General features: G+C 39.5%; 22 protein-coding genes. 5 read left to right on the forward strand and 17 right to left on the reverse strand.

Annotated features, from left to right (window positions below; all coding sequences use genetic code 11):
* Window positions 1-44 precede the first annotated feature (44 nt).
* The 11 genes from LX92_RS07820 to LX92_RS07870 all read right to left on the reverse strand — a co-directional run bounded on the left by LX92_RS07820 (window position 45) and on the right by LX92_RS07870 (window position 13,259).
* Window positions 45-4,076 carry a hybrid sensor histidine kinase/response regulator transcription factor gene (locus LX92_RS07820; RefSeq protein ID WP_170117810.1) on the reverse strand — a complete coding sequence of 1,344 codons (4,032 nt, stop codon included), beginning with the start codon at window positions 4,074-4,076 and terminating at the stop codon, window positions 45-47.
* A 231-nt stretch (window positions 4,077-4,307) separates the two neighbouring features.
* The gene (locus tag LX92_RS07825; protein ID WP_109649753.1) at window positions 4,308-4,535 is read right to left on the reverse strand and encodes a putative signal transducing protein; all 228 of its coding nucleotides are present in this window, start codon (window positions 4,533-4,535) and stop codon (window positions 4,308-4,310) included.
* Window positions 4,536-4,636: 101 nt separating this feature from the next.
* The gene (locus tag LX92_RS07830) at window positions 4,637-5,872 is read right to left on the reverse strand and encodes a sensor histidine kinase (RefSeq protein WP_109649754.1); all 1,236 of its coding nucleotides are present in this window, start codon (window positions 5,870-5,872) and stop codon (window positions 4,637-4,639) included.
* 298 nt (window positions 5,873-6,170) lie between these two features.
* Entirely contained in the window at window positions 6,171-6,605 is a 435-nt protein-coding gene (locus LX92_RS07835; RefSeq protein ID WP_109649755.1) for a PaaI family thioesterase, read from the reverse strand.
* Between the two features lie 60 nt (window positions 6,606-6,665).
* Entirely contained in the window at window positions 6,666-7,343 is a 678-nt protein-coding gene (locus LX92_RS07840; RefSeq protein WP_109649756.1) for a helix-turn-helix transcriptional regulator, read from the reverse strand.
* Window positions 7,344-7,474: 131 nt separating this feature from the next.
* Complete coding sequence (locus LX92_RS07845; protein WP_109649757.1) at window positions 7,475-7,846, reverse strand: VOC family protein; 372 nt, start codon at window positions 7,844-7,846, stop codon at window positions 7,475-7,477.
* 175 nt (window positions 7,847-8,021) lie between these two features.
* Window positions 8,022-9,038, reverse strand: a complete 1,017-nt coding sequence (locus tag LX92_RS07850) for a sugar phosphate isomerase/epimerase family protein (RefSeq protein WP_109649758.1) — start codon at window positions 9,036-9,038, stop codon at window positions 8,022-8,024.
* 615 nt (window positions 9,039-9,653) lie between these two features.
* Window positions 9,654-10,100, reverse strand: a complete 447-nt coding sequence (locus LX92_RS07855) for an OsmC family protein (protein WP_109649759.1) — start codon at window positions 10,098-10,100, stop codon at window positions 9,654-9,656.
* Window positions 10,101-10,280: 180 nt separating this feature from the next.
* Window positions 10,281-11,501: an MFS transporter gene (locus LX92_RS07860; RefSeq protein ID WP_109649760.1), complete on the reverse strand. Its 1,221-nt coding sequence runs from the start codon at window positions 11,499-11,501 to the stop codon at window positions 10,281-10,283.
* A 209-nt stretch (window positions 11,502-11,710) separates the two neighbouring features.
* The gene (locus LX92_RS07865; RefSeq protein ID WP_211315842.1) at window positions 11,711-12,184 is read right to left on the reverse strand and encodes a DsrE family protein; all 474 of its coding nucleotides are present in this window, start codon (window positions 12,182-12,184) and stop codon (window positions 11,711-11,713) included.
* Window positions 12,185-12,563: 379 nt separating this feature from the next.
* The gene (locus LX92_RS07870) at window positions 12,564-13,259 is read right to left on the reverse strand and encodes a Crp/Fnr family transcriptional regulator (RefSeq protein WP_109649761.1); all 696 of its coding nucleotides are present in this window, start codon (window positions 13,257-13,259) and stop codon (window positions 12,564-12,566) included.
* Between the two features lie 181 nt (window positions 13,260-13,440).
* Between LX92_RS07870 and LX92_RS07875 the strand changes: the two genes are divergently transcribed.
* The 3 genes from LX92_RS07875 (at window position 13,441) to LX92_RS22615 (ending at window position 17,089) form a co-directional block, all read left to right on the forward strand.
* Window positions 13,441-13,674 (forward strand): hypothetical protein, encoded by a 234-nt coding sequence (locus LX92_RS07875; protein WP_109649762.1) that lies wholly within the window; start codon window positions 13,441-13,443, stop codon window positions 13,672-13,674.
* An 856-nt stretch (window positions 13,675-14,530) separates the two neighbouring features.
* Complete coding sequence (gene pafA, locus LX92_RS07880; RefSeq protein ID WP_109650096.1) at window positions 14,531-16,129, forward strand: alkaline phosphatase PafA; 1,599 nt, start codon at window positions 14,531-14,533, stop codon at window positions 16,127-16,129.
* Window positions 16,130-16,603: 474 nt separating this feature from the next.
* Window positions 16,604-17,089, forward strand: a complete 486-nt coding sequence (locus tag LX92_RS22615; RefSeq protein WP_190263536.1) for a hypothetical protein — start codon at window positions 16,604-16,606, stop codon at window positions 17,087-17,089.
* Here LX92_RS22615 and LX92_RS07895 read toward each other — a convergent pair whose 3' ends face one another.
* The 6 genes from LX92_RS07895 to LX92_RS07920 form a co-directional block, all read right to left on the reverse strand.
* Window positions 17,090-18,421 carry a DUF58 domain-containing protein gene (locus LX92_RS07895; protein WP_109649764.1) on the reverse strand — a complete coding sequence of 444 codons (1,332 nt, stop codon included), beginning with the start codon at window positions 18,419-18,421 and terminating at the stop codon, window positions 17,090-17,092.
* Between the two features lie 4 nt (window positions 18,422-18,425).
* A complete protein-coding gene (locus LX92_RS07900; protein WP_109649765.1) occupies window positions 18,426-19,424 on the reverse strand; it encodes an AAA family ATPase in 999 nt (332 codons plus the stop codon).
* Entirely contained in the window at window positions 19,414-20,631 is a 1,218-nt protein-coding gene (locus LX92_RS07905) for a DUF4350 domain-containing protein (RefSeq protein WP_109649766.1), read from the reverse strand. The genes LX92_RS07900 and LX92_RS07905 overlap by 11 nt, the downstream gene beginning before the upstream one ends.
* Window positions 20,624-21,364: a DUF4129 domain-containing protein gene (locus tag LX92_RS07910; protein WP_109649767.1), complete on the reverse strand. Its 741-nt coding sequence runs from the start codon at window positions 21,362-21,364 to the stop codon at window positions 20,624-20,626. The genes LX92_RS07905 and LX92_RS07910 overlap by 8 nt, the downstream gene beginning before the upstream one ends.
* Window positions 21,365-21,434: 70 nt before the next feature.
* Entirely contained in the window at window positions 21,435-22,310 is an 876-nt protein-coding gene (locus tag LX92_RS07915; protein ID WP_109649768.1) for a hypothetical protein, read from the reverse strand.
* Window positions 22,303-23,268, reverse strand: coding sequence for a stage II sporulation protein M (locus LX92_RS07920; protein ID WP_109649769.1), 966 nt, complete (start codon window positions 23,266-23,268; stop codon window positions 22,303-22,305). The genes LX92_RS07915 and LX92_RS07920 overlap by 8 nt, the downstream gene beginning before the upstream one ends.
* 33 nt (window positions 23,269-23,301) lie before the next feature.
* Between LX92_RS07920 and LX92_RS07925 the strand changes: the two genes are divergently transcribed.
* Complete coding sequence (locus tag LX92_RS07925) at window positions 23,302-24,018, forward strand: RDD family protein (protein ID WP_109649770.1); 717 nt, start codon at window positions 23,302-23,304, stop codon at window positions 24,016-24,018.
* Between the two features lie 121 nt (window positions 24,019-24,139).
* A complete protein-coding gene (locus LX92_RS07930; protein ID WP_109649771.1) occupies window positions 24,140-24,751 on the forward strand; it encodes a trimeric intracellular cation channel family protein in 612 nt (203 codons plus the stop codon).
* Window positions 24,752-25,439 lie beyond the last annotated feature (688 nt).

Here is a 25,439-nt window from a genome sequence, read left to right on the forward strand (position 1 = left end):
TTGCATAAAAATGCAATGTTGATGTGTAATTAACTTGTAATCAGTTATTTGGATAAATCGCTGGGAGGGAAGCCAAATTCGTCCTTAAAAGCCCTGCTAAACCAGGATGGATCGTTGAAACCAGTCTCATAGGCGATTTCTGAGATTGTTTTTTGGGTGGTTTGAATCAGTTCCTTTGCTTTTTGTAGGCGCACGGAACGGATAAATATGGCTGTCGATTTATCGGTGATGGCCTTTAGTTTTCTGTAGATCTGGGATTCACTTAAATGCATGTCCTTGGCCAATTGGGAAGGACCAAAATCAGGATTGTCCAAATTCTTGTGAATCGCTTTTATGACGTGTTTCAAAAATTTGGTTTGTGGATTTTCTACTTTATCCTTCAGCATGGAAGCCAATCCGTTTTTCTCTAATTTACCAATCAACTTTTTCCGCACTAGGATCAATTGGTCCAAACGTGTGAAGAGTTCCTCTTTTATAAACGGCTTTGCCAAATAGGCATCGGCACCATGGGTAAGTCCGGTAAGTCGATCTTCGGTTGTGACCTTTGCGGTGAGGAGAATTATGGGGATATGATCGGTGCGCTCATCAGCCTTTAAGGTCGCACAAACTTGATATCCGTCCTTGCCGGGCATCATTACGTCGGAAACAATGATATCGGGAATGTGCTCCATGGCCATTTTAATTCCAGCATCACCATTTCTTGCATGAATCGTCTGATAGTTCTTTTTTAGGCAGGTTTCGAGATAATGGGCGACATCGTCATTGTCTTCAATAATAAGTACAAGAGGAAGTTCGGACGACTTTTTGGAAAAATCGATTTGTTCTTTTTGATATGATAAAGGAGCCTTGATGGGTGGTTCAATCGTTATTTTGGCATCGGTTGTTTTAGCCGCAGAATGGGTTATGGGTAGTAGAACGGTAAAGGTGCTCCCTTTTCCAAGGGTACTTTCTACATCAATGGTCCCGTTCATTAATTCCACAAACTCCTTGGCCAGGGAAAGCCCGATTCCTGTGCCTTTCTGGTATTCAGTGGATTCATTTTCAACCTGATAAAAGCGGTCGAATAAATGGGCCATGTCATCTTCTGCCAACCCTAAACCATTGTCTTGCACTTTTAAGGAAAAAAATTCTCCATCTTTCGTTTTGATTTTATTGAGGTGCACGATTATTTTACCGTTGGCTGCGGTGAATTTAATGGCATTGGAAAGTAAATTGGAAATAATGGATGCCATCTTATTCACATCGATATCCATTTCCAGGGCATTGATTTCAGAATAAACGGTAAGATTTATTTTCTTGGATTCTGCCAAGGAATGAAAGCTTTCACTTAAATATTTTACAAAGGGTATGGCATCGGTCTGTACCAAATTCAATGCCATGGAACCGCTTTCTACCTTGGCCAGGTCTAACATTTCATTGACAAGGTGTAAAAGGTTCTTGCCATTGCGGCGAATCATTTCCAACGGTTTATCCGTATTTTCAAAATTCTGATGACTGAAATTGGATTTTAAGGTATCTGCCATTCCCAGGATAACCGTCAAAGGTGTCCGAAATTCATGGGTGATGTTCGAATATAGGCGGGTCTTGGCCTCATTGAGCTCTACCAGCTGTTCCGTTTGATGGTTCAAGAGCTCATTTTTTTGGCGTATTTCAAGGGTGCGTTTGTTAATGGTACGCTCGAGCGCCATATTTTTTTTCTGCAACTCATTAGACCTCCATTTGGAGTATAAGGCCACAATGCCAATCGTTCCTATAGCATACATAAAGTAAGCCCACCAGGTACCATACCAAGGCGGTAGAATGGAAAATGAATAACTATCTTCTGTACTAACCTGATTAAAGATATTTTTTGAACGGACTTTAAAACTATAATCCCCAGCCGGGATATTGGTATAATCTTTTTTGGTTTCATCGGTCCATGCAGACCAATCTTCATCAAAACCCTCCAAGATATACTGGAATTTATTTTTTGATTCGTCGTAGAAACTCGGGTTGGCGTATTGAAATCGCAATTGATTGCTTTTATAGGGAAGTTGTGCTGTAATAGTAGTCGTATAACCACCAAAAAGCAGAGAGTCGTTTTGCCAAAAAATATCTGTTATTATTGCCCTTGAATTCAGGATGCTTTTGTCTAATTTTTGCTTTAAATCGTGACGAATGACGACCCCTTTTTTGCCCCGATACCATATAACACTATCTTCCAGTTCAGGAAACATGTCATTTTTTCTTAAGTCCATTATTCTCTCTTCATCAAGCGCTTTCACTATATAGGTGCCATTTTTTTTGGCAAAGGCCGCCAATTGTTCTAGTCTATTTTCACCGTCATATTCTATTAACCATATATTTCCATTATCATCGGTCGAATGGACTTTCGCTATTATGTTATCAAGGCCTAGTTTTTGAAGTAATTTTTTATCATTGACGAATTTCTGAGAAAGTGGGTCAAACAAATACAATTCATTAGCAGATTCAATATAAAGCTGATCTTCAATATAATACTGCCTTCCAATATTATCAGGAACACCATCTTTCACTTTGAAGGTTCTTACTATGGGATTTGTTATATTCCTAGTTTCCAGAATATCATCAAATGAAATTCGTATTGCTTCGTTTTTATTTATAGTTAGCCATAAATTGCCTTTGATGTCTTCAATAATTTTGCTGACCTGAATATTTATTCCTTCAAACATATGTTCTATTGCCCAACTGCCATTTTTGAGGTATAAGGAGGTCAATCCCGAACTCGTTCCAATAAAAACCCTGTTCGAATCTATTTTAGAGGCGCACAAAGATGAAACGTTAGGTAGATCTAACAATTCTTTTGAGTTTCCTTTTTTGTCAATTTCAAAAAGCCCTCCTCTGGAGCCTACTAACATTTTGTTTCTATGAAGTAAGGTTTCAAAAACCATTCCCATGTCACCTAAAGGTTCCAATAGATTAACTTGTGATTTATTATCATTTTTTAGCACATATAATCCTTCCCCAGTACCCACATAAAGTTTGTCATTATATCTTTGAAAACCCATTACTAAGCCAGGAGTATTATTGAGCTCATTATAAAAGGAAAATGGAGACGGATATTCAATTTTTGCTATTCCAGAATTTAATGAGGCCCAAAGTAAGCCAGATCGGTCTTGGAAAAGATTAATTACCATATTCGATTGAAATATTCCTTTTTTAGAGAGCATAACTTTTTTCAGTCCTTTGTCATCTAGGATCAATACTCCTTTTTTAAAGGATCCAAAAGCGAAAGTATTGGGGTTTAAAGCTATTCCACAACTAATGACATTATCATTGAAGAATTCGGGAACATTGGTTTCAAATCTCTCAAAACGGGTGCCATCATAAATATATAGCTGATTATTGGTTGCTATTACATATGAGTTCTTTTTATAGGGAAGAACGGCTCTTATTTTTATATTGGCAAACATTGCTCCTTGTGAAACCAATTCAAAACCTCCTTTATTATAAGCTGTTAACCCTTCCCCATGTATTCTTTTAAATATGGTGTTGCGAGCTAAAAACAGTAAAGGATCCCCAGAATTTTCCCAGATTTTAAATTTTATTCCATCCCATTTGAAAATGTATTTTTCCGAACTAAAAAATACATCATCCGCTACACTATATATTGATCTTATTCTATTGAAATCATGAAATTTTTCCGGTAGAATAGATAGTAAAGAAACGTAGGAAAGTTGGCCTATTTCATCTGAATCCAAATAGCCTATTTCATCAATTCCTCCCAAAAAAACTGTCCCTTTTTTTGTAGATACTATTGCATTTGGGCTTACTAATCCAGGTAATTCCAATAATTTCCAACTCGCCCCATTAAAGGATAGTATGCCATCTCCATTCGCAAAATAAATAATACCCAAACTATCTTGAACGGCACCCCAATTTTGGATAAAAGCTCCATATTCATCTGGACTATAATTCTGAATATAGGGGAGACCGGTCTCTGAAACGTTTTGGGATTGTGTGGTATGGAAAGTCATTAGGGCAACAACCGTCAGGGGAATCCATAGGCGATGCCAAAAGAAGCGCAGAATCGGATTTAATATAAGGATGACCTCCATTTTCACTTGGTTTTTCAGGGACATTGGTCCAATTGAAATTGCATGAAAACACAAATTACATCCAGATTGTAAAATGAATGCTTGTTTACTGCATTGGTAACGAATTTAATACAGCAACTCCCTTTAACGTGATAAACTGTATACTTTGGAACAAAATGAGTTTAATTCGTCGAATTCCTTGTGTAAATGGTATCCGATCGGTAGTACTACGTGGTTGATTGACTGCTAGGTTTAAGATTCTTTTAAAACCGCTTCAACCACTGTGGTTGCCTTCTCTACTTCATCCTTGTTTACGAAGAGATCCACTTGTCCCAACATCGATGAGGCAAAACCTGCCAAACGTGCTGATTCAGCTTCATCCTTGATGATGGCCTCTATACCCATACCGCGCAATTGGGTTACTATCTGTTGTGCGACCAATGATTCTCCTGTGTAAATCTTTTTATAGTTTGATGTCATGAGTACATAATTTATACTATTAAAGATACGCAACAATTCCCATGTATCAAGGCATTATTTGATATTATGGTTTTATAAAGGTGGGTGTTTTTACTGTAGGGTTATGCCATTTTTAATTTACCTGTTTCGCAATCGGCACTTAAAAGGGTGAAATTGAATTTACAACCTTCTCCCAAGTCCGATTCAAGAAAAACATTGCCACCCATTTTTTCGGTGATTTTTTTAACAGTGGCAAGTCCAATACCATTTCCCCTTTCCCCAAATTTATCGGTAGGGGTTAAGATCTTGAATATCTGAAAGATTTTTTCTTGATGTTCTTTGGCGATTCCGGGTCCATTATCCTTTACTGAAAATTCATAATGGTTTTCTTTTTTATCAATGGCAATCTGTATTTCAATCTCCTCTTTGTCGCTATATTTGATGGCGTTGGAAACAAGATTGATCAGTATTTGGTTTAGGGCCGTTCTATTGGTGTTAATTGTCTTTAGTGGGGAATTGAACTCTAGGTTCAATGCATTGTCATATGAAAAGAGTCCATTGATTTCATCTTTAAGTACTTGTATTTCAATCGGTGAACCATCTTCCTTTAACAGGGATTCACTTTTGCTATAATCAAGAAGTCCGTCTATGAGTCTTTTTAATTGGTTCGTTGAGGACTGAATGAATCCCAGCATTTTTTCCCCATCCTCATCAAAATTCGAGGCATAACAATCAGAGAATAATTGGGCGGTGGAGTTTATCGTATTCAAGGGTGATTTTAGATCATGTGCGGCGATATAGGCAAAACGGTCCAATTCGATATTTTTTTCTTCCAACTCATCAACCTTCTTTTCCAGAAGAATGTTGCTCTTTCGTAGTTGTAAAAGGTTTCGTACTTGTTTGGCTAGGATTTTAAGGGAATTGACTTGACTTTGACTCAGTAATTTTGGTTTATGGTCAATGACACATAATGTCCCCAGAGGCAAACCGTTATCAGAGATTAATGGAATACCAGCATAAAAAACAACACTTGTGTCCCCCGTAACTAAAGGATTATCATAAAAGCGCTCATCTTTTCTTGCATCCTGGACGACGAATATATCTTCGTCCGTGTTGATCGCATGTGCACAGAAAGCGTATTCTTTTGGGGTCTCAGAAGCATCGATACCATAATGGGATTTAAACCATTGCCTTTCATGATCCAATAAACTGACCAAACTAATGGGGGTTCCGCAAATTTCTGCAGCAATTGCCGTTAAGTTATCGTAATCCTCTTCAGGTAGTGAATCTAAGATGGAATAGGACGCTAAGGAGGCTAATCGCTCTTTTTCATGGATGTGGTCTACAGGTCGTAACATTGGAAACTGTTTAAGAATGGTTAGTGGTTAAATGCCAATACATTAAGTAAGAATAGGATTACTTTTGGGTAAACGTATTTATAGGGTTTATAGTATTTGGGAAATAGTATTAAAATGAACAAAAAACAGCATATATATAACAATGTGGCCCTTTTTAAGGAAATATGTGGATTGAAGAACCTGCAGTTTAAATTTCACGCAAAGCATTAAGGGGTATCCGAGGACTTATTGCTTACATTTTAAGCATAGGGGGGAATCTAAAAATATTCCTTATTCCAAGGATAAATAAAAATCTGTTTTAGATTTCTAATTTGGTCTGGATCAGGTTCGAATGCCCTTTGGCAATCATACGGGTTTTATCGGCATTCCATACTTCGCATTCGGCATTGATGATCTGTTTTCCTTTTTTGACCACTTTGGTTTTTGCGATGATGGTATCACCGGCTTTGGCCCTACTAAAATAGTCTACCGAAAGGCTTACCGTAGTGTAAACGTGGGTAACCCCTAAAGAGAAAACAGCAGCTCCAATGGCATCATCGATGATGGCTGCCGTGGTTCCCCCGTGAATTATCCCCATGGGATTGGTCATTTCTTCCCGTACCAAGTACGAAAACTCGAGTTCACCGGCTTGGGCACTGATCAATGTCGGATTCAACCATTGCATTAGTGGAGACGGTGATTTAGAGGCATCCTTTCCTAATTGTTCCTTAAAATAAGCCAGAGCTTCATTCATGGGTAATCAAATTTTCCACAAAGATACAATGCAACATTTGACTTTGATTTACATTTCATATTAACAATTGTTAAAATACTGCTGTATATTGAACTTACGATTTTCAAATTTTTCCTGCAATATTTTAAAGTGTTGAATACGGTCTATGCGGAAGGCTCTATAGTCCTTACGCAAATGGCACCAAGCAATAAGGATCCATTTTTGGTCGGTCGAAATAATGGCACAGGGTTCTATTTTACGAAAGGTGATATTGGGGTCTTCAGCCTTTTGGTAATTGATTTCTATATAATTGAAATTCGTGATCGATAATTGGATTTCCGATAATGCATTACTTGAAATGTTTTCAAAGCTGTGGTCAAAAACATGTATTTTATTGTTCAATAACTCGCTTTTCTCAAGAATAGAGGATCTAAAAACAGATTTGATTTTAATCATCGCTTCCCCGAAATCGGAAACAAAGGATGAATCCTTACTTTTATTCACTAGATGCTGGGCGGTAATCAAGGCATTGGCTTCTTTTTCGGTGAATTGCACGGGAGCCATGGTGTAACCATCCATTAAAGTATACCCGCGACCTTCGAGCGTGATAACGGGTATACCAGCCTCATTGAGTTTAGCGATGTCACGGTAAACGGTACGTACGCTAATGTCGAACTTGTCCGATAGTTCGGTGGCGTTTAATATCCGTCGGGACTTTAAAAGGGTCAGCATACTGATAAGCCTAGGTAATTGGGACATAGTTCAATTATTGATTCCTATAAAAATATGTCATTTTGTGCTATTTAAGGATATAGCCACTACCAAGGGTTGGGCACAGTTAAAAAATCGGGATTAAATTTTCACCATGCCCAAACAGTGATAACCCAAGTTTAATTCCAGGAATGTAAGGCTATTCTATTACCTTCGGTATCCATTAATTGGGCCATATAGCCGTTTTCGCCAATATCGGTCTTAGGCATAAGTATTTTGCCGCCGGCGGATTCTACCCGACCCAAGGGGTCATTAAGATCGTTCCCCGCGTTGAGGTAAAGGGTTATACCGTTTGCAGAAGGTTTTGCTCCTTCCATTTCTACGATACCACCCCCAACACCATTGTTATCATTGTCATATGGGAACATACCATATTTGACATTGGGCATGTGCATATCCGTTATGGCTATTCCCAACATGGTTCCATAAAATTTTTTCGCCCTTTCGTAATTTGTTGCTGGTATTTCGAACCAATTGACTGCATTTTTCATTGTTTGCTGATTTTAAGGTTTAACAATGAAACAAAGTTAGAATGGAGGATGTCAGATGTTGTCAGGGGTGCAAAAAAAGGGGAGGACATTTTATGTCCTCCCCTTTTTGCCATCCTTTGTTCACCCACCTTGTTCAGGATGGGGGTACTGTATAAATGGATTTCTTGATAAGTACCTATTGCAATTGGGCAAATACTTTTTCCAACAAGGCTTTTGTTGCCTTGATGCCTTCATCCTCGGAAAGTTCAGTGCCTTCGTATTCGATACCCACATACCCTTTAAAACCGGATTCTTTTACAATTTTCATGATACGTAGAAAATCGGAATCCACTTCATTGCCATTTTCATCAAAATTATGTGATTTGGCACTTACGCCTTTGGCATAGGGCATTAATTCTGCGATTCCCTTATAGCGGTCATATTCCTTGATGCAACCATCGGGACCTCGTTCGATGCAGAAATTCCCGAAATCGGGGAGTGTACCTACATTGTCCATACCTACTTTGTCCATGACCCCACTGAGCCATGTACCATCGGAAGAATACCCACCATGGTTTTCTACGATGATGTTGATGCCTTTAGCTGCACCGTATTCCGCCAAACTTTTAAGTCCGGCGACTGCGTGTTCAGCCACCTCTTCGGCGGTACCTTCACCGGCTGCATTCACACGAATGGAATGTGCCCCTAGGAATTCGGCGATATCGACCCATTTGTAATGGTTTTCAACCGTAGCCTTACGCTTTTCGGGATCGGCATCCCCAAGATTGCCTAAAGCATCGCACATGATCAAACCGACGGTTACCCCGGCTTCATCACATTTCTTTTTAAACGCTGTCCAATACGCCTTGTCATCACCTTTGCTGAAATAAAAGGTATTGACCAATTCTATGGTGTTTATACCGTAAGCCGCAGCCATCGCGGGAAATTCCATGGGATCCGGGCCTTTCAATAGATCATCGGGTGATTCCTTTAGTGTTTTTCCGAAGTTTTCCCAGTCAATTTGACCTCCAAAAAAGGTTTTGTGCAGGGACCATTGGGCCAAGGAAATTTTAAAGTCTGGTTCGGCTTCCGCCTGAACTTCTGTGGCTTCGGCTTCTGAGGGTTTCGATTCCTTATTCTTGCATCCGATAGTTGTTGAGAAAAGGAAAATCGCACAACATGCGAAGGCCAAGGTATTCATCTTGTTTTTCATGTAATTATAAGGTATTAAATTTGATTGGTTTACTAGAAAAAAATTCAAGGAGTAAGTTACGAATTTAGCGACCATATGACAACGGAATACCTAACTAATTTTTGGGGGAAAGACGATGGGTAATGGATAGGGGGGGAGCAGTGGGCAGTTAGCAATTAGCAATGTACAGTTAGCAATGAACAATGAGCAATTGGGGATTAGCGATAAGCAGTAGGCAGTTAACAATGAACAATGAACAATGAACAATGAACAATTGGGGATTAGCGGTATGCAGTAGTCAGTGGGCAGTGGACAGTTAGCAATTAGCAATGTACAATTAGCAATGAACAATGAGCAATTGGTGATAAGCGATAAGCGATAGTCAGTAGGCAGTGGGCAGTAGGCAGTAGGCAGTTAGCAATTAGGAATGTACAGTTAGCAATGAACAATGAACAATTAGCAATGAGCAATTAGCAATGAGCAATTAGCAATTGGCGATAAGCGAGCAGCCATCAGCGCCAAGTGATATGCGATAAATGGATAAAAGTTATACGAATGGCTAATGGATGTAGGTATATTAAACCCATGATTCCATTTTGTACGACAGTTTGTTTTTACCCGATTTTAGGGGTTGGTTTAGGCGATATGAATGGTCGGTACCATGGTTATTTTCGATTTTATCGAATTGGATATTAAACAGGCGGCTTCCGATTTTTGTAAAACACGTTCTGCTTTTTCCTTGTATTTTGCATCACTGATGGTAACCGATGGTTCCAAAACAATTTCGGTCATTAGGTATTTACCTTCGACACGTTCCATTTTCCCTTTTGATTTACAACTGAAACTTGAAAATTCCAATTTTGAATTTTCGGCTATCGCCAAAAAAGTGGTCATTAAACAGCTATTCACTGCTGCGGTAAATAAATGTTCCGGAGACCATTTTCCAGGCATGCCTTTGGGGAATTCAGGTGGAGTGGCAATTTCTATACAATTGTTGGTTTCAAGGTTTAATTCTGGGGAGCACATTTCTCCCAAACGATTTTTTTTCCAATTTACATCAACGTTAAAATAATGCGGTTCCATAGGGTTTGTTTTAAGGGCCCAATTACACGAATAAGGACACAATATGATACCGCAAGGTAAGGTCAAAAAGCGTTTTTATTTGTAACATAGGTCACGCACATGTTTATAGCTGTGTGATTGTTTTAAAGTTTAAGGATCGGAGTTCAGGATTTTGGGTCTTTGGTACTGGATGGGTAGTATTTATTTCTTGCAGTCCAGTTTATAGATAAAAAATAAAGAACATAAAATAAAGAACATAAAAAGTATAAAGAACACCTGGAACCCAAATTGATGAATGATCCATCCGCCTGCCATTGGGAATAGGGCAGGTAGAATATTGCCAATTCCGGTTATTCCCGTATATAGTGTACGGTTTTCAGTACCTGAAACTTCCAAGAGAACCCCGTTCATTGAAATTGTATAGGTGGTATATATGATGCCCCCGATAAAAAAAATGAGAACGAAGGAAGGCATTTCAGTAGCTAACAAAATCAATAACGGAAGGGCAAAAGCCAATACCGCACTTCCATACAGCAGATATTGGTATTTATATCTTTTTGCCAAAATGAATAAGATCGAACCTGCAATTATGCTACCGATAATTTTATAGAGCAGAAACGAGCCTGTATCGGAACTATCAGTTAGGTAGAACTCCTTGGCATAAAGGATTACAAATGGGAGTAGGGCAATACTGATCCCCATTGTATTGATATAACCTAGAAAATATTTCAGTTTTTTATTTTGTTGTAGTTCAGTTGTGATCAATTGAAAAAAGTGTTTCGGACTTTTTACGGATAAGCGGGAAGGGGTTACCTCTTTAATGTTCCAAAAACCTAAGGAAGAGATTAATAGAGCGGCAAAGGCGATAAAAAACATATATCCGTAATTGACCGGATAGTCAGCTAAATTGAAGATTTTTTTAGCGAGCAGGGCAGCAAAGAACAAGATAATCGCTTTAATAACTTGTCGCGATGAGAAGAACGATTTACGGGTGTCTTGTATAATCGATTTACCCAATATGTCTGTATAACTTAAATTGGCAAAAGCCCCACCAAAAGAAAATATGGAAATCAAGATAAAAATCATCCAGATGATCATCGATTCATCGACCATAGAGGAGAAATAAAGCATTAGTGCCAAGCCAAGCAAGGCAAAGATTCTTGAATTGATTCCAATGAGCAAGAATTTTTTCTTGAAGTGATTATTACTTACAAAAGGAGCGTAAAGCAATTGAGAAAAACTGGACCCGCCAAGCATAATTGCTGTTAGAATGCCGATTTGTATGGCACTTCCACCGGCATCGACGAGCATGGCCGGGATTATGGTGTCCACATCCATAAAAACCTGGGCAAGGGATAAGAACGCCGCATGCCACAACAATGAATTAAAATTGCGTTTTGAAGTAGATGGTGATAATTCCATTTAGGTTCGATTTAATTTAGAGGGGAGTGCTCAAAAGTAATGGCAAAATCATAATTATACTGTTACAAAAGTCACCATGTCCCCAGAATACGTACGAATGCGGTTTCTCTTGGGTATTTCATCTTAGGGCTGCATTTTGGTGCCTTTAAGAAACAATAGCTACCCGAATGGATAGCTATTGTGAAAATTGAGTTCGTAGTAAAATCGTATTAATAATCCAAGGTGATAATCCGTCCCTTTGTAAAATCAAAAAATTTGTCTTTTTGGGCTGCCTGAACACCTTCCATTAGGTCTCCAGGGGTGAATCCTGCAACTTTAATGCAGGTTGGGCAGGCATATACCCCCACATTTTTTTCAACGAGTTGTTTTATGTAAGTGTGGGCAGATTCAAAACCAGGATGGTTTAAGTCTTTCGCTTCTTTAACCAATAAACCAACCGCATCAATGTCCATATAAACAAGCACATCCTTGTCCACAGCCATCATTGTCGCCATTTTTAAGGCCATTAATACCCTATGGGGGTCGTCATAACCTTTTGTGATGTGAATCAACATTCCATCTTTGACCGGTTCGGCCAGCACAACACTTTCTTTTTCTTGGTTCATGTTGCTAGCCGTTTTTGGAATTTCATTACAGCTGAACATCATTAATCCTGAAATAAATAACAAACCGAGATTCTTCATTTTCCCTATTTTTAAATTAAACTAATTACATGTTATGAATGTTTCAATACTGTAAGGTTGTTGCTTAATTCGATTAAGGGCCATAATTTAAGTTCAAAAATTCATAGATCTAATGACGAATATCATAGTACTTAGAGTTTTCGTTACCTAAGTAAATTGTCATGGAATATAATAATGGATACCATATGATATAAACAGGCCTAGGAAACAAAACCCGATAGAAGGTAACCGGTAATTCGTTGGGATAATGTAACAATGGATTCATTGTCGCTTATGGTGAATGGCTTCGTTTTCGGTCTTAGCTTTTTGGCCACAAGTTCCCGAGATAATCAAAACGCATCCAACTACCTCACAAACAGTTTTACCGAAATAGTGCGGTTTACCCTAGTTTACAGATTTGTTTTAGATTTTCACGATCCAATATCTTGATCTTTTTGCCATTGACCTTAATGATCTTTTCCCTATTGAATTTTGAGAGGGTATTGATGACACTTTCCTTGGAGTAGTCCAACATATTGGCCAGTTCAACCCTTGACATGGGCAACTCGAATTCATCAGCCTTGTAAATGTCCATAAAATCGAGTAAAATGAATGCTAAAGCACCATCAATGTGTTTTTTTGACAGTCCGGTAAGGCGATGTAACAATTGATTACTGATTCCGGACATATGTTTGATCAGGCTTAAGGCAAAGTCGCCGTTGTTTTTTATAAATCGCTCAAAAACATCCATCCCGATAAAACTGACTGTGGTTTTCGTTAAAGCGGTTGCCGTAAAATCTATTTTTTTAAAGGCGAAACAACAAACGATACCTATGAAAGAATGGGGTTCAAGAATAGCGATGGTTGAGGGTGTTGAATCATTGGTCAGTTCCAATTTCACAAGACCTTTGGTCAAATAAAGAACATTATTGGCCAAAACACCTCTTTTGACAATATGTTCGCCAGCCTCAAACACGATATCCGTCTTGCTATTGATCAGTTCCTGTTTTTCTTCGTCGGATAAAACATTCAGACATGCCTGGGCGTTTAAAAATTCGTTGTTGAGATTACTTTTTTGGGTTAAAAAATCGGGCATTGGCTCTAAATTTATGTTCTATCTTTTTGTGTTTCAGGACATATAATGCAAAATTACATCATAGGATGTTAAAAATACCATTAGTGGGAGAAAGATATGGTTATCCATAGTCCTTTGTAAGGCATTATTTCCTATCTACCTTTAGATAAAACAATAATCTAGGATATTAAATAATACGGTCATGAAAGATATAGCAATAAAATCGTTGTTTTTATTATCGGTTTTGGTGATGGTTGATTACCTCATTATGATTATCGTGGGTTGTGTCAGTAATTATTTGGGATGTTCATTGAATTATTTTGAATGTGCGTTTTGTACGATTGGACAATCTGTATTTGGATTCTCCCTCCTATTATTGGGTGTCACCATGGTAAAAGATATTAAATCATTGCATACAAGGTCAAAATCAGAATAAAGTTCTTACGCATTTCCAATGTTCTTGCGCTTTGGAATTCTAACATATTTGTTATTTGTTATGCGTTGTATTCGTTAGGGGAATATAAAGATACGGCGTATAAGATTTTTAGTAGTTGATAGGTTGTTGACGAATGCTGAATACTGAGTGTATTTATGTATGATAGCCAAAAGAAGATTACATTCAGTGTTCAGTTTTCAGTGCGGATAAGGGAAAAATCTCTGTTATAACCTGTTTATGGGGACTTCCTGAGATATAATCCGTTTTAAATTTTGGGTTTCAATGGGGAGGGGACTTTTCAACGATTGATCAAAGACTTATTCCTATAAAATTTGCCGGCTAAAAGGGTCTGGTAAATACTATCGCCCAAGAGTGAATTTCCCATATCCCATATTTATTCCATAAGTGAAGTCCGTGTTCCTCCTTTTAATAAAGTTAAAGGTGTTTTGTATCCAATCTGAGGAAGTCTACCTAGTAGTTATGGTCCAGTTGTTCCAGCCTAGGGGATATGCCTCCATTTCATCAAGAAAGTTTCCGACAATATTTCAAAATTATGGGCAAGACCAAGGGTAAGGTTTGGCAATGCTATTTATTTCATTGATCAATTCCTGTGATTTAAAATGAATATCGAATTGGCGAAAGTTATGATTCTGCTAATGGCATATTAACCTGAAATCCCGAATTTTGGGTAATATCTTCATGAATCATCAAAAATATATAGGTTTTCAATAAGATACTATGTGATTTTGATTGTAAAAGAGGATAGTTTTGATGAAGGATCAAACCATTTGATCATAGTAATTAAATTTAAACCAACTTGGTAATATTCAGTAATCATATTTTCAAAATGCAAATCATGAAAAAAACAGTGTTTCTTCTTCTTTGTGTAATGACATTCCATGTATTTTCCAATCCATGTGTGGCCCAAACTGCACCTGTAAAAAAGCCTAAAATAGTAGTAGGCCTTATGGTGGATCAGATGCGATGGGATTATTTATACAAATACCAGGATAGATATGGGGATGGTGGATTTAAGCGGCTTCTTGATCAAGGTTTCAGTTGCGAGAATACGATGATACAACATGCTCCAACGGTTACGGCTTGTGGCCATTCGTCGGTTTATACAGGCTCGGTCCCAGCAATTAACGGTATCGCAGGTAACTCCTGGTATGATCGTGCTTGGGGGCGTGAAATCTCCAACGTCGAGGATTCCACAGTAACCGGGATAGGGGGAAATGCCAAACAGAATAAATCCCCCCGTAATCTGCTTACCACCACTATTGGTGATGAATTGAGAATCGCAACCAATTATCAGAGTAAAGTAGTAGGGATATCCATTAAAGATCGGGGAGCCATTCTTCCTGGCGGACATACTGCGAATGGAGCTTTTTGGGAAGAATCAGGAAAATTCACCACCAGTACTTACTATATGGAAGCCTTGCCGGATTGGGCAAAGAAATTCAACGAAAAAGATTGGGATAAACTATTGATGCCAAAGGGTTGGAAAACACTATACCCTGTTGATACCTATGTGTTAAGCGATAAGGATGACAAGGATTACGAAACGATTTATAAGGGCGAAAAGAAACCGGTGTTTCCCCATAAACCTTCGATAAGTAGATCTCCGTTTGGAAATACCTGGACCTTGGAATTTGCAAAAGTAGCCATGGAGGGATACAAGTTGGGTCAAGGTAACTTTACCGATTTGCTTGCCATCAGCCTTTCCAGTCCCGATAAAATCGGCCATGCCTATGGACCCAATTCAATTGAGGTGGAAGACAACTACCTTAGGTTGGATAAGGATCTGGAAGATCTTTTTGGCTATTTGGATAAAAGATATGGCAAGGATGGTTATCTGTTTTTTATAACAGCAGACCATGGCGCCAATCACTCACCGGGATACTTGGAAGAAAACAAGCTTCCCACTGGTGTTTTGACCAATGATGTTTTTAAGGAGTTAGATACGGAATTAGAGAAAAAGTTCGGAATCCCCGGTCTTATTCTAACCAGAAATGGCTATCAGATTTACTTGGACTACGATGTGATTTCTAAAGCGGGAATTGATAAGATTACCGTTGCGGATTATATTATAGAACAATTGAAGCAGGTTCCCGGCATAGAGACGGCATTCTTAAATGAGGCTCTTGCATCGGCTACTTATCCCGAACCTATAAAGACCATGTTGATCAACGGATTTAATCCAAAGCGTAGTGGGGATATTGTAATTGTTAAATCCTCAGGATGGAAAAGTGGATCACGGACAGGAGCCACCCATGGCGATTGGAACCCTTATGATGCTCATATCCCACTTGTGTGGATGGGGACAGGTATACGCCCAGGAAAAACGCATAGGTTGGTTGGGATGACCGACATTGCCTCTACGCTTGCGGCAATCTTGAACATACAACAACCCAGTGGAAGTATCGGACATGTGATTACCGAGATTACAGATTAACGAAACTTGGGGCCAACCTTTACCAAGATGGAATGAATAGTGTTTCCCATTGGATTCTGGGACACTGAAAAATAAAATCCTTACGGATTTCCGTTGTTTCTGAAACCAAGGAATTCCGACATATATGTTATGCGTTGTATCCGTTAAGGGAATTAATGGCTACGGCGTATAACTTTTTTTGGTAGTAGGTCGGTTGTTGACAAAGGCTGAAAACTGGGTAAGGATATGGCGTGATAGCATCCTGTGTTCCGTAAATATAATGGGACATACCCCACAGCTATTCAATAGGTTCAGAATTGGTGTTCCGTAGAAAAAAATAAAGGCTCTTCATTCGGGATACATCGAAAAACAGGATAATTAACCGTTATGTCGAAAATACGGTTGATTATGGTTACATACTGCCTAAAACCGGTATTTTGCAAATGAATCACTATATGGGCATCACAAGCAGGGACATATAGGGTAATGCTTTTTATGAAAAAAGGAATTTTACTTTTAGTAATGTGTTTTGTCACCAGCATGGCAAAATCACAAATAACCATAACCGAGGATAAGCCTAAGCATTTCGGTGCCGGATTTGTCATTGGGTCCGTAGGGGGTTATGCCGCCCATCATGTTTTTGATGGCAATCCGTATTGGACCTGGGCGGGAGCTGTAGGAAGTAGTTTGGCCGCAGGTGTTACCAAGGAGGCCATTGATAAGGCGGATTATGGGGTTTGGGACAATAATGATATTGTATTCACCGTACTTGGTGGAATCGCTTCAGCGGTCGTTCTGGATCTGTTTTTGAAAAAGAGCAAAAAAAGGCGTAAATATAGGTCCTGTAACTGTTATGTGGATGCGTTGAGGGTACCGAAGGCCCGAAATTTTGAATATGTGGATATTACTAGTTCCAGATCCAGGGATATCACAGCGACATTGCAAACACAACGAATTCTTCAATTACCCGGTACGGAATGATCAAAGAAGACCACGGGATTTGATTTCGAGGTACTTGTTTATGGTATTGATCGTCAGTTCTTCGGGTTTGGTGAGGATTGTCTGAATACCATAGCGTTGCAATTCTTTTTGCATCAATCTTTTTTCCAAGGAGAATTTTTCGGCAATGGTCTTATGATAAATGGTCTGCAGGTCCTCGGCATCTGCACTAATGAGTTCTTCCAACTCGGTATTCTCAAAGAAGATAACCACCAAGACATGTTTTTTGGCCATACCCATGAGGTAGGGCAATTGTCTTTTCAATGCCGAAATATGTTCAAAATTAGTGTATAAAAGCAATAGGCTCCGGTGTGTTACCTTTCGTTTTACATGGGCGTAGAGCAATCCAAAATCGGAGTCTGTGTATTCCGTGGTGATGTTGTAAAGTTTTTCCAGTATCGTATTGAGATGGGTCAGTTTTTGAACGGCAGGGACAAAGGTTTCTATTTTTTTTGAAAAGGAAACCATTCCCGTTTTATCATTCTTTTTTAGGGCGACGTTCGAAAAAGCGAGGGTTGCATTTATCGCATAATCCAACAATTTGAGTCCGTTAAAGGGCATTTTCATTACCCTTCCCGTATCGATGATGGAATAGATAGGTTGTGACTTTTCGTCTTGGTATTGGTTTACCATCAACTGGTTTTGTTTTGCGGTGGCTTTCCAGTTTACGGTGCGAATATCGTCTCCTGCGACATACTCCTTTATTTGTTCAAACTCTTGGGTATGACCAATACGTCTTATTTTCTTGAGTCCAACCTGGGTTAGGTTGTTGCTAATGGCCAAAAAGTCGTACTGCTGCATTTGGATGATGCTTGGGTAAACGGGCACCATTTGGTCTTTTTGGAACACAAAGCGTCTTTTAATGATTCTCAAGGCCGAGGATGCATAAACATTCAGGTTTCCAAAAACATATTCCCCACGTTCCACAGGGCGAACGGTATATTCAAACTCTTTTTTTTCGTTCCTGAACAAACTCGTTCTATGTTCAAAATCACGCTTTTGAAACTGTTGGGGCAATTCATCGATTAGCGAAATGTATGTTTTAAACGGATAGAAGGATTCAAAGACTATGGTAATAGGATTAAGGTCACTATTCGATAGTTTTTTGGGTAATACCCGATTGGCCACAAGACCTTTGGAATGGGTATATAGCAGGTAGATATCGAAGAGGAACAATCCCAACAGTACGAGGGTCAATATCCAAGCAATGGGATAGAGGATGGGAATCCAGAAGGAAAGCATAAAACAGCCGGCAAGGACTGCGATATACCTAAAAAAGGTGTTGTGTATGTAGAGTGATTTTAGAAACTGCATAACGCTACCTGGGAATTTCTACGGACTCTACGATCATGTTTATCACGCTTTCGGTGGTCATTCCTTCCATTTCACGTTCAGGGGTTAGGATTATCCTATGGTTTAAAATGGGCACTAGTGCTTTTTTCACATCTTCCGGTATCACGAAATCCCTTCCTTTGATCGCGGCAAAGGCTTTCGCGGCGTTAAGGGTCGCGATGGAGGCCCTTGGGGATCCCCCTAAAAACAAATGGGGATGATTCCTGGTTTTGGTTATGATATCGGCAATGTATTTAATTAGTTTTTCCTCGACCACGACATCCTGTATCTTCGCTTTATAGTCGGCCAGTTGTTCCGGGGTCAGCACGCCACTAATTTTTTCCTGTGGGTTTTTCCCTTTCCGTTCGTGGTGCGTCTGTATGATCTTTATTTCTTCCTCAACCGAAGGGTAATCCACTTTGATCTTAAAAATAAAACGGTCCAACTGTGCTTCGGGTAGGGCATAGGTGCCTTCCTGTTCAATTGGGTTTTGGGTGGCAAGTACCATGAAAGGGGTATCCATGCTGTAGGTGGTACCATCCATGGTCACCTGTCGTTCCTCCATTGTTTCGAACATGGCCGCTTGGGTTTTTGCGGGAGCGCGATTGATCTCATCGATTAAAATGATATTGGAGAAAATAGGACCTTTCTTAAATTCGAATTCCGATGTTTTTACATTGAAAATCGAGGTGCCCAAGATATCACTGGGCATGAGGTCCGGGGTAAATTGTATACGGCTAAAATCGGTCTTAAGGGTTTTGGCAAAAAGCTTGGCGGTAATCGTCTTGGCAATACCGGGTACCCCTTCGATAAGGACATGCCCATCCACCAAAAGGGAAACGATCATTAGTTCGATGAAATTTTCTTGCCCGATAATGACCTTTGCCAGTTCGGCTTTAATGTTGGAAACCGCATTTTTTAGTTCTTCAAGTGGAATTCTATTGTCGAAGTTGAGGTCGTTGTTGGTTTGCTCGTTATTTTCCATGGGCTTTCACTTTGAATTTTTCAATTTCTGTATTCAATTGTATTAAATCGGCATTGGTGATAACCGAACTTTTCTTTAGTTTTTCCATATACTGGAGCAAGTCTTTCACTTCTTCATAGGAATGATTGCTCCGGGCAGCCAAATTGCGATAGAACGCATCGTCTTGCTTAATGGTATCCATGTAGAAATGGGAACGTATATACTCCAAAAAATAGGCTATTTTATGCTCGGTGATCGATTTTTGCTCGCCTTTTTCAAAATACATATCGGCAATGGTGCGTGTAAAGGCAAGGGTTTGGTTCTTTAAGGGTACAATAACGGGAATTGCCCTTTGTTTGCGTTTTCCTTCAAAAATAACATAGACCATTGCCCCGATCAATACAATGTAATAGGCCCATTTCAATTCCTTGTTGTTGAGGAAGATATACATGGGTGAGGTATAAAATGATTTGCCCGATTTATGATGGTTGTCCATATAAATGGGTCGATCCCCATCGATATAGGAAAGGAGTCCGGCCGTGTAATCCCGGTTGTCGTCCTTTAGGATAAAATAGTTTGTAAAGGCATTCGGAAAGGCACTGAGGAGAATTGTACCCTTGCCAAAATTTTGTTGAATGACATTAAAATGTTTTTGCATATCGGAACCATCTTCAACGGGGTAGTCTACTTGTCCGATTAACGTGGTATTCAGGGTGTCTATATTACTGAAATAAATGGCATAATCATCTTTACTAAAGGTGTAGGTTGCATTGCTCTTTAAGTTCGGATTCAATAATTGATGCACTTGTTTTGGGGTTTCGCCAAAATCTGCATATAACGCCGAGGTCTTAAAATTCAAGGTGTCCTGTAACTGCTCATCAAAACTGCCTGAAGCGATAAAAAGTGTATTTCCCTTAGACGTCCAATCCAATAAGCTATTGAGTTCGGCCTTTCCGAATAAGACATCGTTGTTTACAAAGACATAAGTGCCGCGAAGGCTATCCGCTGATTGAAGTGCTTCAAAAGGGGGCTGGGTGATCTGTTTGAGGTTGTCCTTGTATTTATTTTCCATTAGATCATTAAGGACATAGGTGCCGTATGGAATTTTATGTTGGGCCACAAAAGACGGGAACCAATTGATTTCCTTGGGTTTGCTATATTGAAAGAGCATAAGGATGACTAGGGTAACCACGCCAATGATCAAGTATATGGAGCCTTTTTTACGCATAGTTTTCCAAGGTTTTACGAAGGGACGTAAATTTATTTTCGGCCTTTGAATATTTGGCTTCATCTATGGGGAAATCCCCATACCATACATAGTCGTATAACCATGTGATGACACTGAAAGGTGTTTTTAGTTCATCTTTTTTCAATTCATTGATATAATCGTCGTTGGTTTTCTGGATTTCCCAAGTAATCAGTTCTTTTTTGCTCATCTGCTTAAGGATCAACAGGTAATGGTAGCGAATGGCCAAGCGGTAATTCCTTTCGTTCAGCGCTTTTTGTATTAGTTGGTCTATATCTTCATTTTTGATAATATGTTCCTCTTCGGATAGGGATACCACGGCCTCATTGGACTTGGAATACAATAGCGCATTTGAATTTACATTCAGGAAGAACTTGATCAATAGAAAAAGAAGGATGCCTATTAGAATATATGGCAGTATACGCAGGAAAACAGCAAAAAAGCCAATGGCTTTTTCGGCCCCGAACAACCATTCAAAAAAACGACGGAAGAGGTTGCCGAGCCAAGTTGTGAAATTGTCCCACCAAGTTATGTCAGGCTCAACGACCTCATAATCGAAATCGGGATTGTTCCGGAAGGGCCCAAGGTCTTCCTCGGTAATCCTTTGCACCTCTAACTCCCTATTGTCATATCGAAGCAAGGTAGTGTCTTGCTGCCCCAAAACAGGAGCGGCCGCTAGTACCATACAGATAATGAAGAACAGCCTTTTAAGCATGGTCGGGTGTTGTTCTTGGGTGTAAATTCAAAAAGGGGCTATCCACAGGTGTTTTTTAATTTACATTTGATTATTCCTCGTTGGTTTTCCCTAAGTTCTGAATGCGTTCAAAGGTGCCGGTAAAGTTCTTTTTTTCGTTGAGGTTAAAGAAGATAAAGGCACCGGCAATAATAGAGATGGTATTCAAAAGCATTTGGGCCAAGGTACTAATCATATATAGGATGATATACACCGGATCCACAAAACCGGAGTTTACGTCCAAGGCATCCATTTCACCGGAAAAAATACCCATACTTGCAATCTGGTATATTTGGGCAGGCAAACTAAAGGCATACCCTGCAACCCCTACGATGATACCTACAACCAAAAGTGTGGCGAAGGTCATCCACCATTCGTCCTTTACCAGGTTGAAGCCATAACTGAAAGATTCCCCAACACTTTTGTTCATAAAGATCATTATGCTAAAGGATAGTGAAAGGGGTACGGCCAAGTAGATACCGGGAAGGAAACAACAGATAAATCCCACCACGATGGATAATACCACGATGATTCCCAAACCTATAAAACTCCATAATGAATCATAGACTTCCCTTCTTATTTTGTCAAAGTCGGTCTGTCCTTGAAGTTCTGTATAGGATTTTATATAGTGCAATACGGTAGATTGTGAAACGGCATAAACCAAAATCATGGCTACCAAGAAAACGAGGCCACTGATCAACATGGTGACACCACTAACAAGCGAACCCGAACTGGATCCTATGTTCAAGACCGAACTGAAGGAATAAAGATAAAACCCTACGGCGATCAACATGATCAAAAGATAGGGGGCAACGATCTTAAAGTAGGTGGCGATAAAAGGTTTGAACTGTGATCTAAGAAAAGCAAAGGTGTCTGAAAGGATCTCACCTAATTCACGCTGTTTCTTAAAATGGATATAATTATTCATTTTGGTTGGGTTTTGAATGTAATTGATATGGGTATATAACGTAATAAAATAGAATTAGTGCCAAAGAAGTTAAAATGATCAATATGGCCAACCAATCGGGCATTTCGGTATGTCGGGTCACAAAACCCTCCAAGAACCCCGCGATGATAAAAAAGGGAAAGGTACTCAACATGATTTTAAGTCCGTTCTTAACCCCTCTCTTAAAAGATTCCAACCGGGTGTAAGTCCCTGGGAACAGCATGCCGTTGGCAAGAACCAATCCTGCACAGCCCGCGATAATAATGACCGAGATTTCGATGGTCCCATGGATCCAAATGGTGCGTGCGGATTCCCATAGCAATCCTTTTTCGTAAAAGAAATATTGAAAACTACCCAACATAATCCCATTTTGCATCATGATCCATAAGGTTCCTATGCCCAGCATGATCCCGTAGGCAAAGGCCATCATGGCTACTCGAATGTTGTTGATGGTGATTCCCATGAACATATTGAATTCCCCCATTTCCTTATAAACGGCCATGGGATCCCCTTTCCCAATGTTATCCATAGTCATATTCACGTATCCATCACCAAGAATGGAGCGCACAAAATCCCCCTCATTGGCAGCCGAGAAAGCCCCGACCAATGTAAAGAAGGTGAAAACCAGAAAGGCGATCAAAAGCTCTCTTTGGTGGTGATAGAATAGGGTAGGGAATTCCGTTTTCCAAAATGAAATTATACGGTTCTTGGGTTCTTTTTTGGTTTTGTAGATCTTTTGGTGGGCCTGGGATGCGAGTGTGTTGAGGTAGAATTCCGTATTGCTGCCAGCATAAAATGTTTTGGCATAACTTAAATGATCCGTTATTTCAATGTAGAGATTGGACAATACATCAGGTGCTATCTTCGTTTTGTTCGACAGGGCGTTTTCAAAAGTTATCCATTTGTCTTTATTTTGCTTAACAAAGGCGGCCTCTCGCATTTAATACCGGATTTTATCCAAAGGAACTAAAATATGGAACAATTTCAAATAGAAACTGCCCAAAATATAAGTATAAGTCAAAATACGGCCAACTTGGGAGACCGCATGTTGGCCTATCTGATCGATAGTTTTGTGATCATGGCCTATACGATATTGATGATTATAATGCTCATTAGCATGGACATTGATATGGAGGATATGTGGGCCCTATACATGCTCATGGGTTTACCGGCGTTTTTATACTATCTTTTATTGGAAACCTTTATGGATGGCAAAACCATTGGTAAGGGGTTGATGAAAATACGGGTAGTGAAATTGGACGGCTCCAAACCGGGATTTTCCAGTTATTTCATTCGGTGGATCCTTCGTGTCATTGATGTTACCATAACCTCTGGGGGGTTGGCGGTCTTAACGATTTTGATTCGTGGCAATGGTCAACGTGTCGGGGATATTGCGGCAGGGACAACGGTCATCAGTGAAAAGAAACGGGTAGGATTGCAAGACACCCTGTTACGGGAATTCCCCGAGGATTATGCACCCAAATATCCCCAGGTTACGATTTTTGAGGATAGGGAAATGCAGACAATCAAGGAATTGTACGACCAGGCAAGAAGGAATGGAAATCACCAAGTCATTCTATCCTTAAGCAATCAGATCAAGAAAGTGACCCAGATTACAACAGCGGAAAAACCTCTCGATTTTGTGGACACCGTAATTAAGGATTACAGTTATTATACCCAGCAACTTTAGCCTCCAAAAGAGCTTTCCAGTATTCCTTTGTCCTTTAAATACTTAGGTAATTTTTTTACCTAAAAATATTTAAAAATAGTTCAGTGCAATTACATACTTTTGCGCTCCAAATTATTTTTTGATGCTTTATTTGATTATTGATATTTTAGGTGCGGCAGCTTTCGCCATTTCTGGGGTTTTGGTGGCCATGGAAAAGAAGCTCGATTTGTTCGGGGTGCTTATCATTGCCTTTGTGACGGCTACTGGTGGTGGTACCCTTCGTGATGTGCTTATTGGGAATAAGCCTGTGTTCTGGATGCTGAATCCCATCTATCTCTTTACGATATTGGGGGCGGTCATATTGGCGATATTGTTCGTAAACCAATTGAAATATTTAAGGAAAACGCTTTTTTTGTTCGATACCATCGGTATAGGATTGTTTACCATGGTAGGTATAGAAAAGGGACTTGAAGCCGAATTGGCACCACCTATATGTATTATCCTTGGAACCATAACTGCCTCATTTGGAGGGGTGATTCGGGATATCCTCTGTAATGAGATTCCAGTAATATTCCAAAAGGAAATCTATGCTACAGCCTGTATTTTGGGCGGGGTGTCGTATTTTTTATTGGCTATGACCCCAATCGATTCCGCGTATTCCTATATCGTTGCTATTATGATAGTTATTGTATTCCGTTTATTGGCCGTAAAGTTTCATATTGCCTTACCGAATATTTATAAGGTGAAGAAGTAGCAAGGGAAAGGTGAATTCTAAATTTCAATTAACAATTAACAATTAACAATTAACAATTAACAATTAGCAAATCTCAAATTCCGAAGGTCAAGTGGGGAGTTATGAGGGATAAGTTATGAGGGATAAGTTATAAGTGGGAAGTTATTAGTGGGGAGTTATAAGTTAAAAGTTTTTTGTTCATAGCAGTAAGCAGTAAGCAGTAAGCAGTGGACAGTAAGCAGTGGACAGTAAGCAGTGAACAATGAATAGCGAATAGCGAATAGCGATTAGCGATCAGCCAATAGCCAGTAGCCAGTAGCCAGTAGCCAGTAGCCAGTAGCCAGTAGCAAGTAGCTAAAAGCCAAGTGGGGAGTTATTAGTTAAAAGTTTTTTGTTCATAGCAGTAAGCAGTAAGCAGTAAGCAGTGGACAGTAAGCAGTGGACAGTAAGCAGTGAACAATGAATAGCGAATAGCGAATAGCGATTAGCGATCAGCCAATAGCCAGTAGCCAGTAGCCAGTAGCCAGTAGCCAGTAGCCAGTAGCAAGTAGCTAAAAGCCAAGTGGGGAGTTATTAGTTAAAAGTTTTTTGTTCATAGCAGTAAGCAGTAAGCAGTAAGCAGTAAGCAGTAGGCATTAGGCAGTAGGCAGTAGACAGTAAGCAGTGAACAATGAATAGCGAATAGCGATTAGCGATCAGCCAAAAGCCA

The organism is Maribacter polysiphoniae, assembly GCF_003148665.1.
In the GTDB taxonomy this organism is placed as follows: domain Bacteria; phylum Bacteroidota; class Bacteroidia; order Flavobacteriales; family Flavobacteriaceae; genus Maribacter_A; species Maribacter_A polysiphoniae.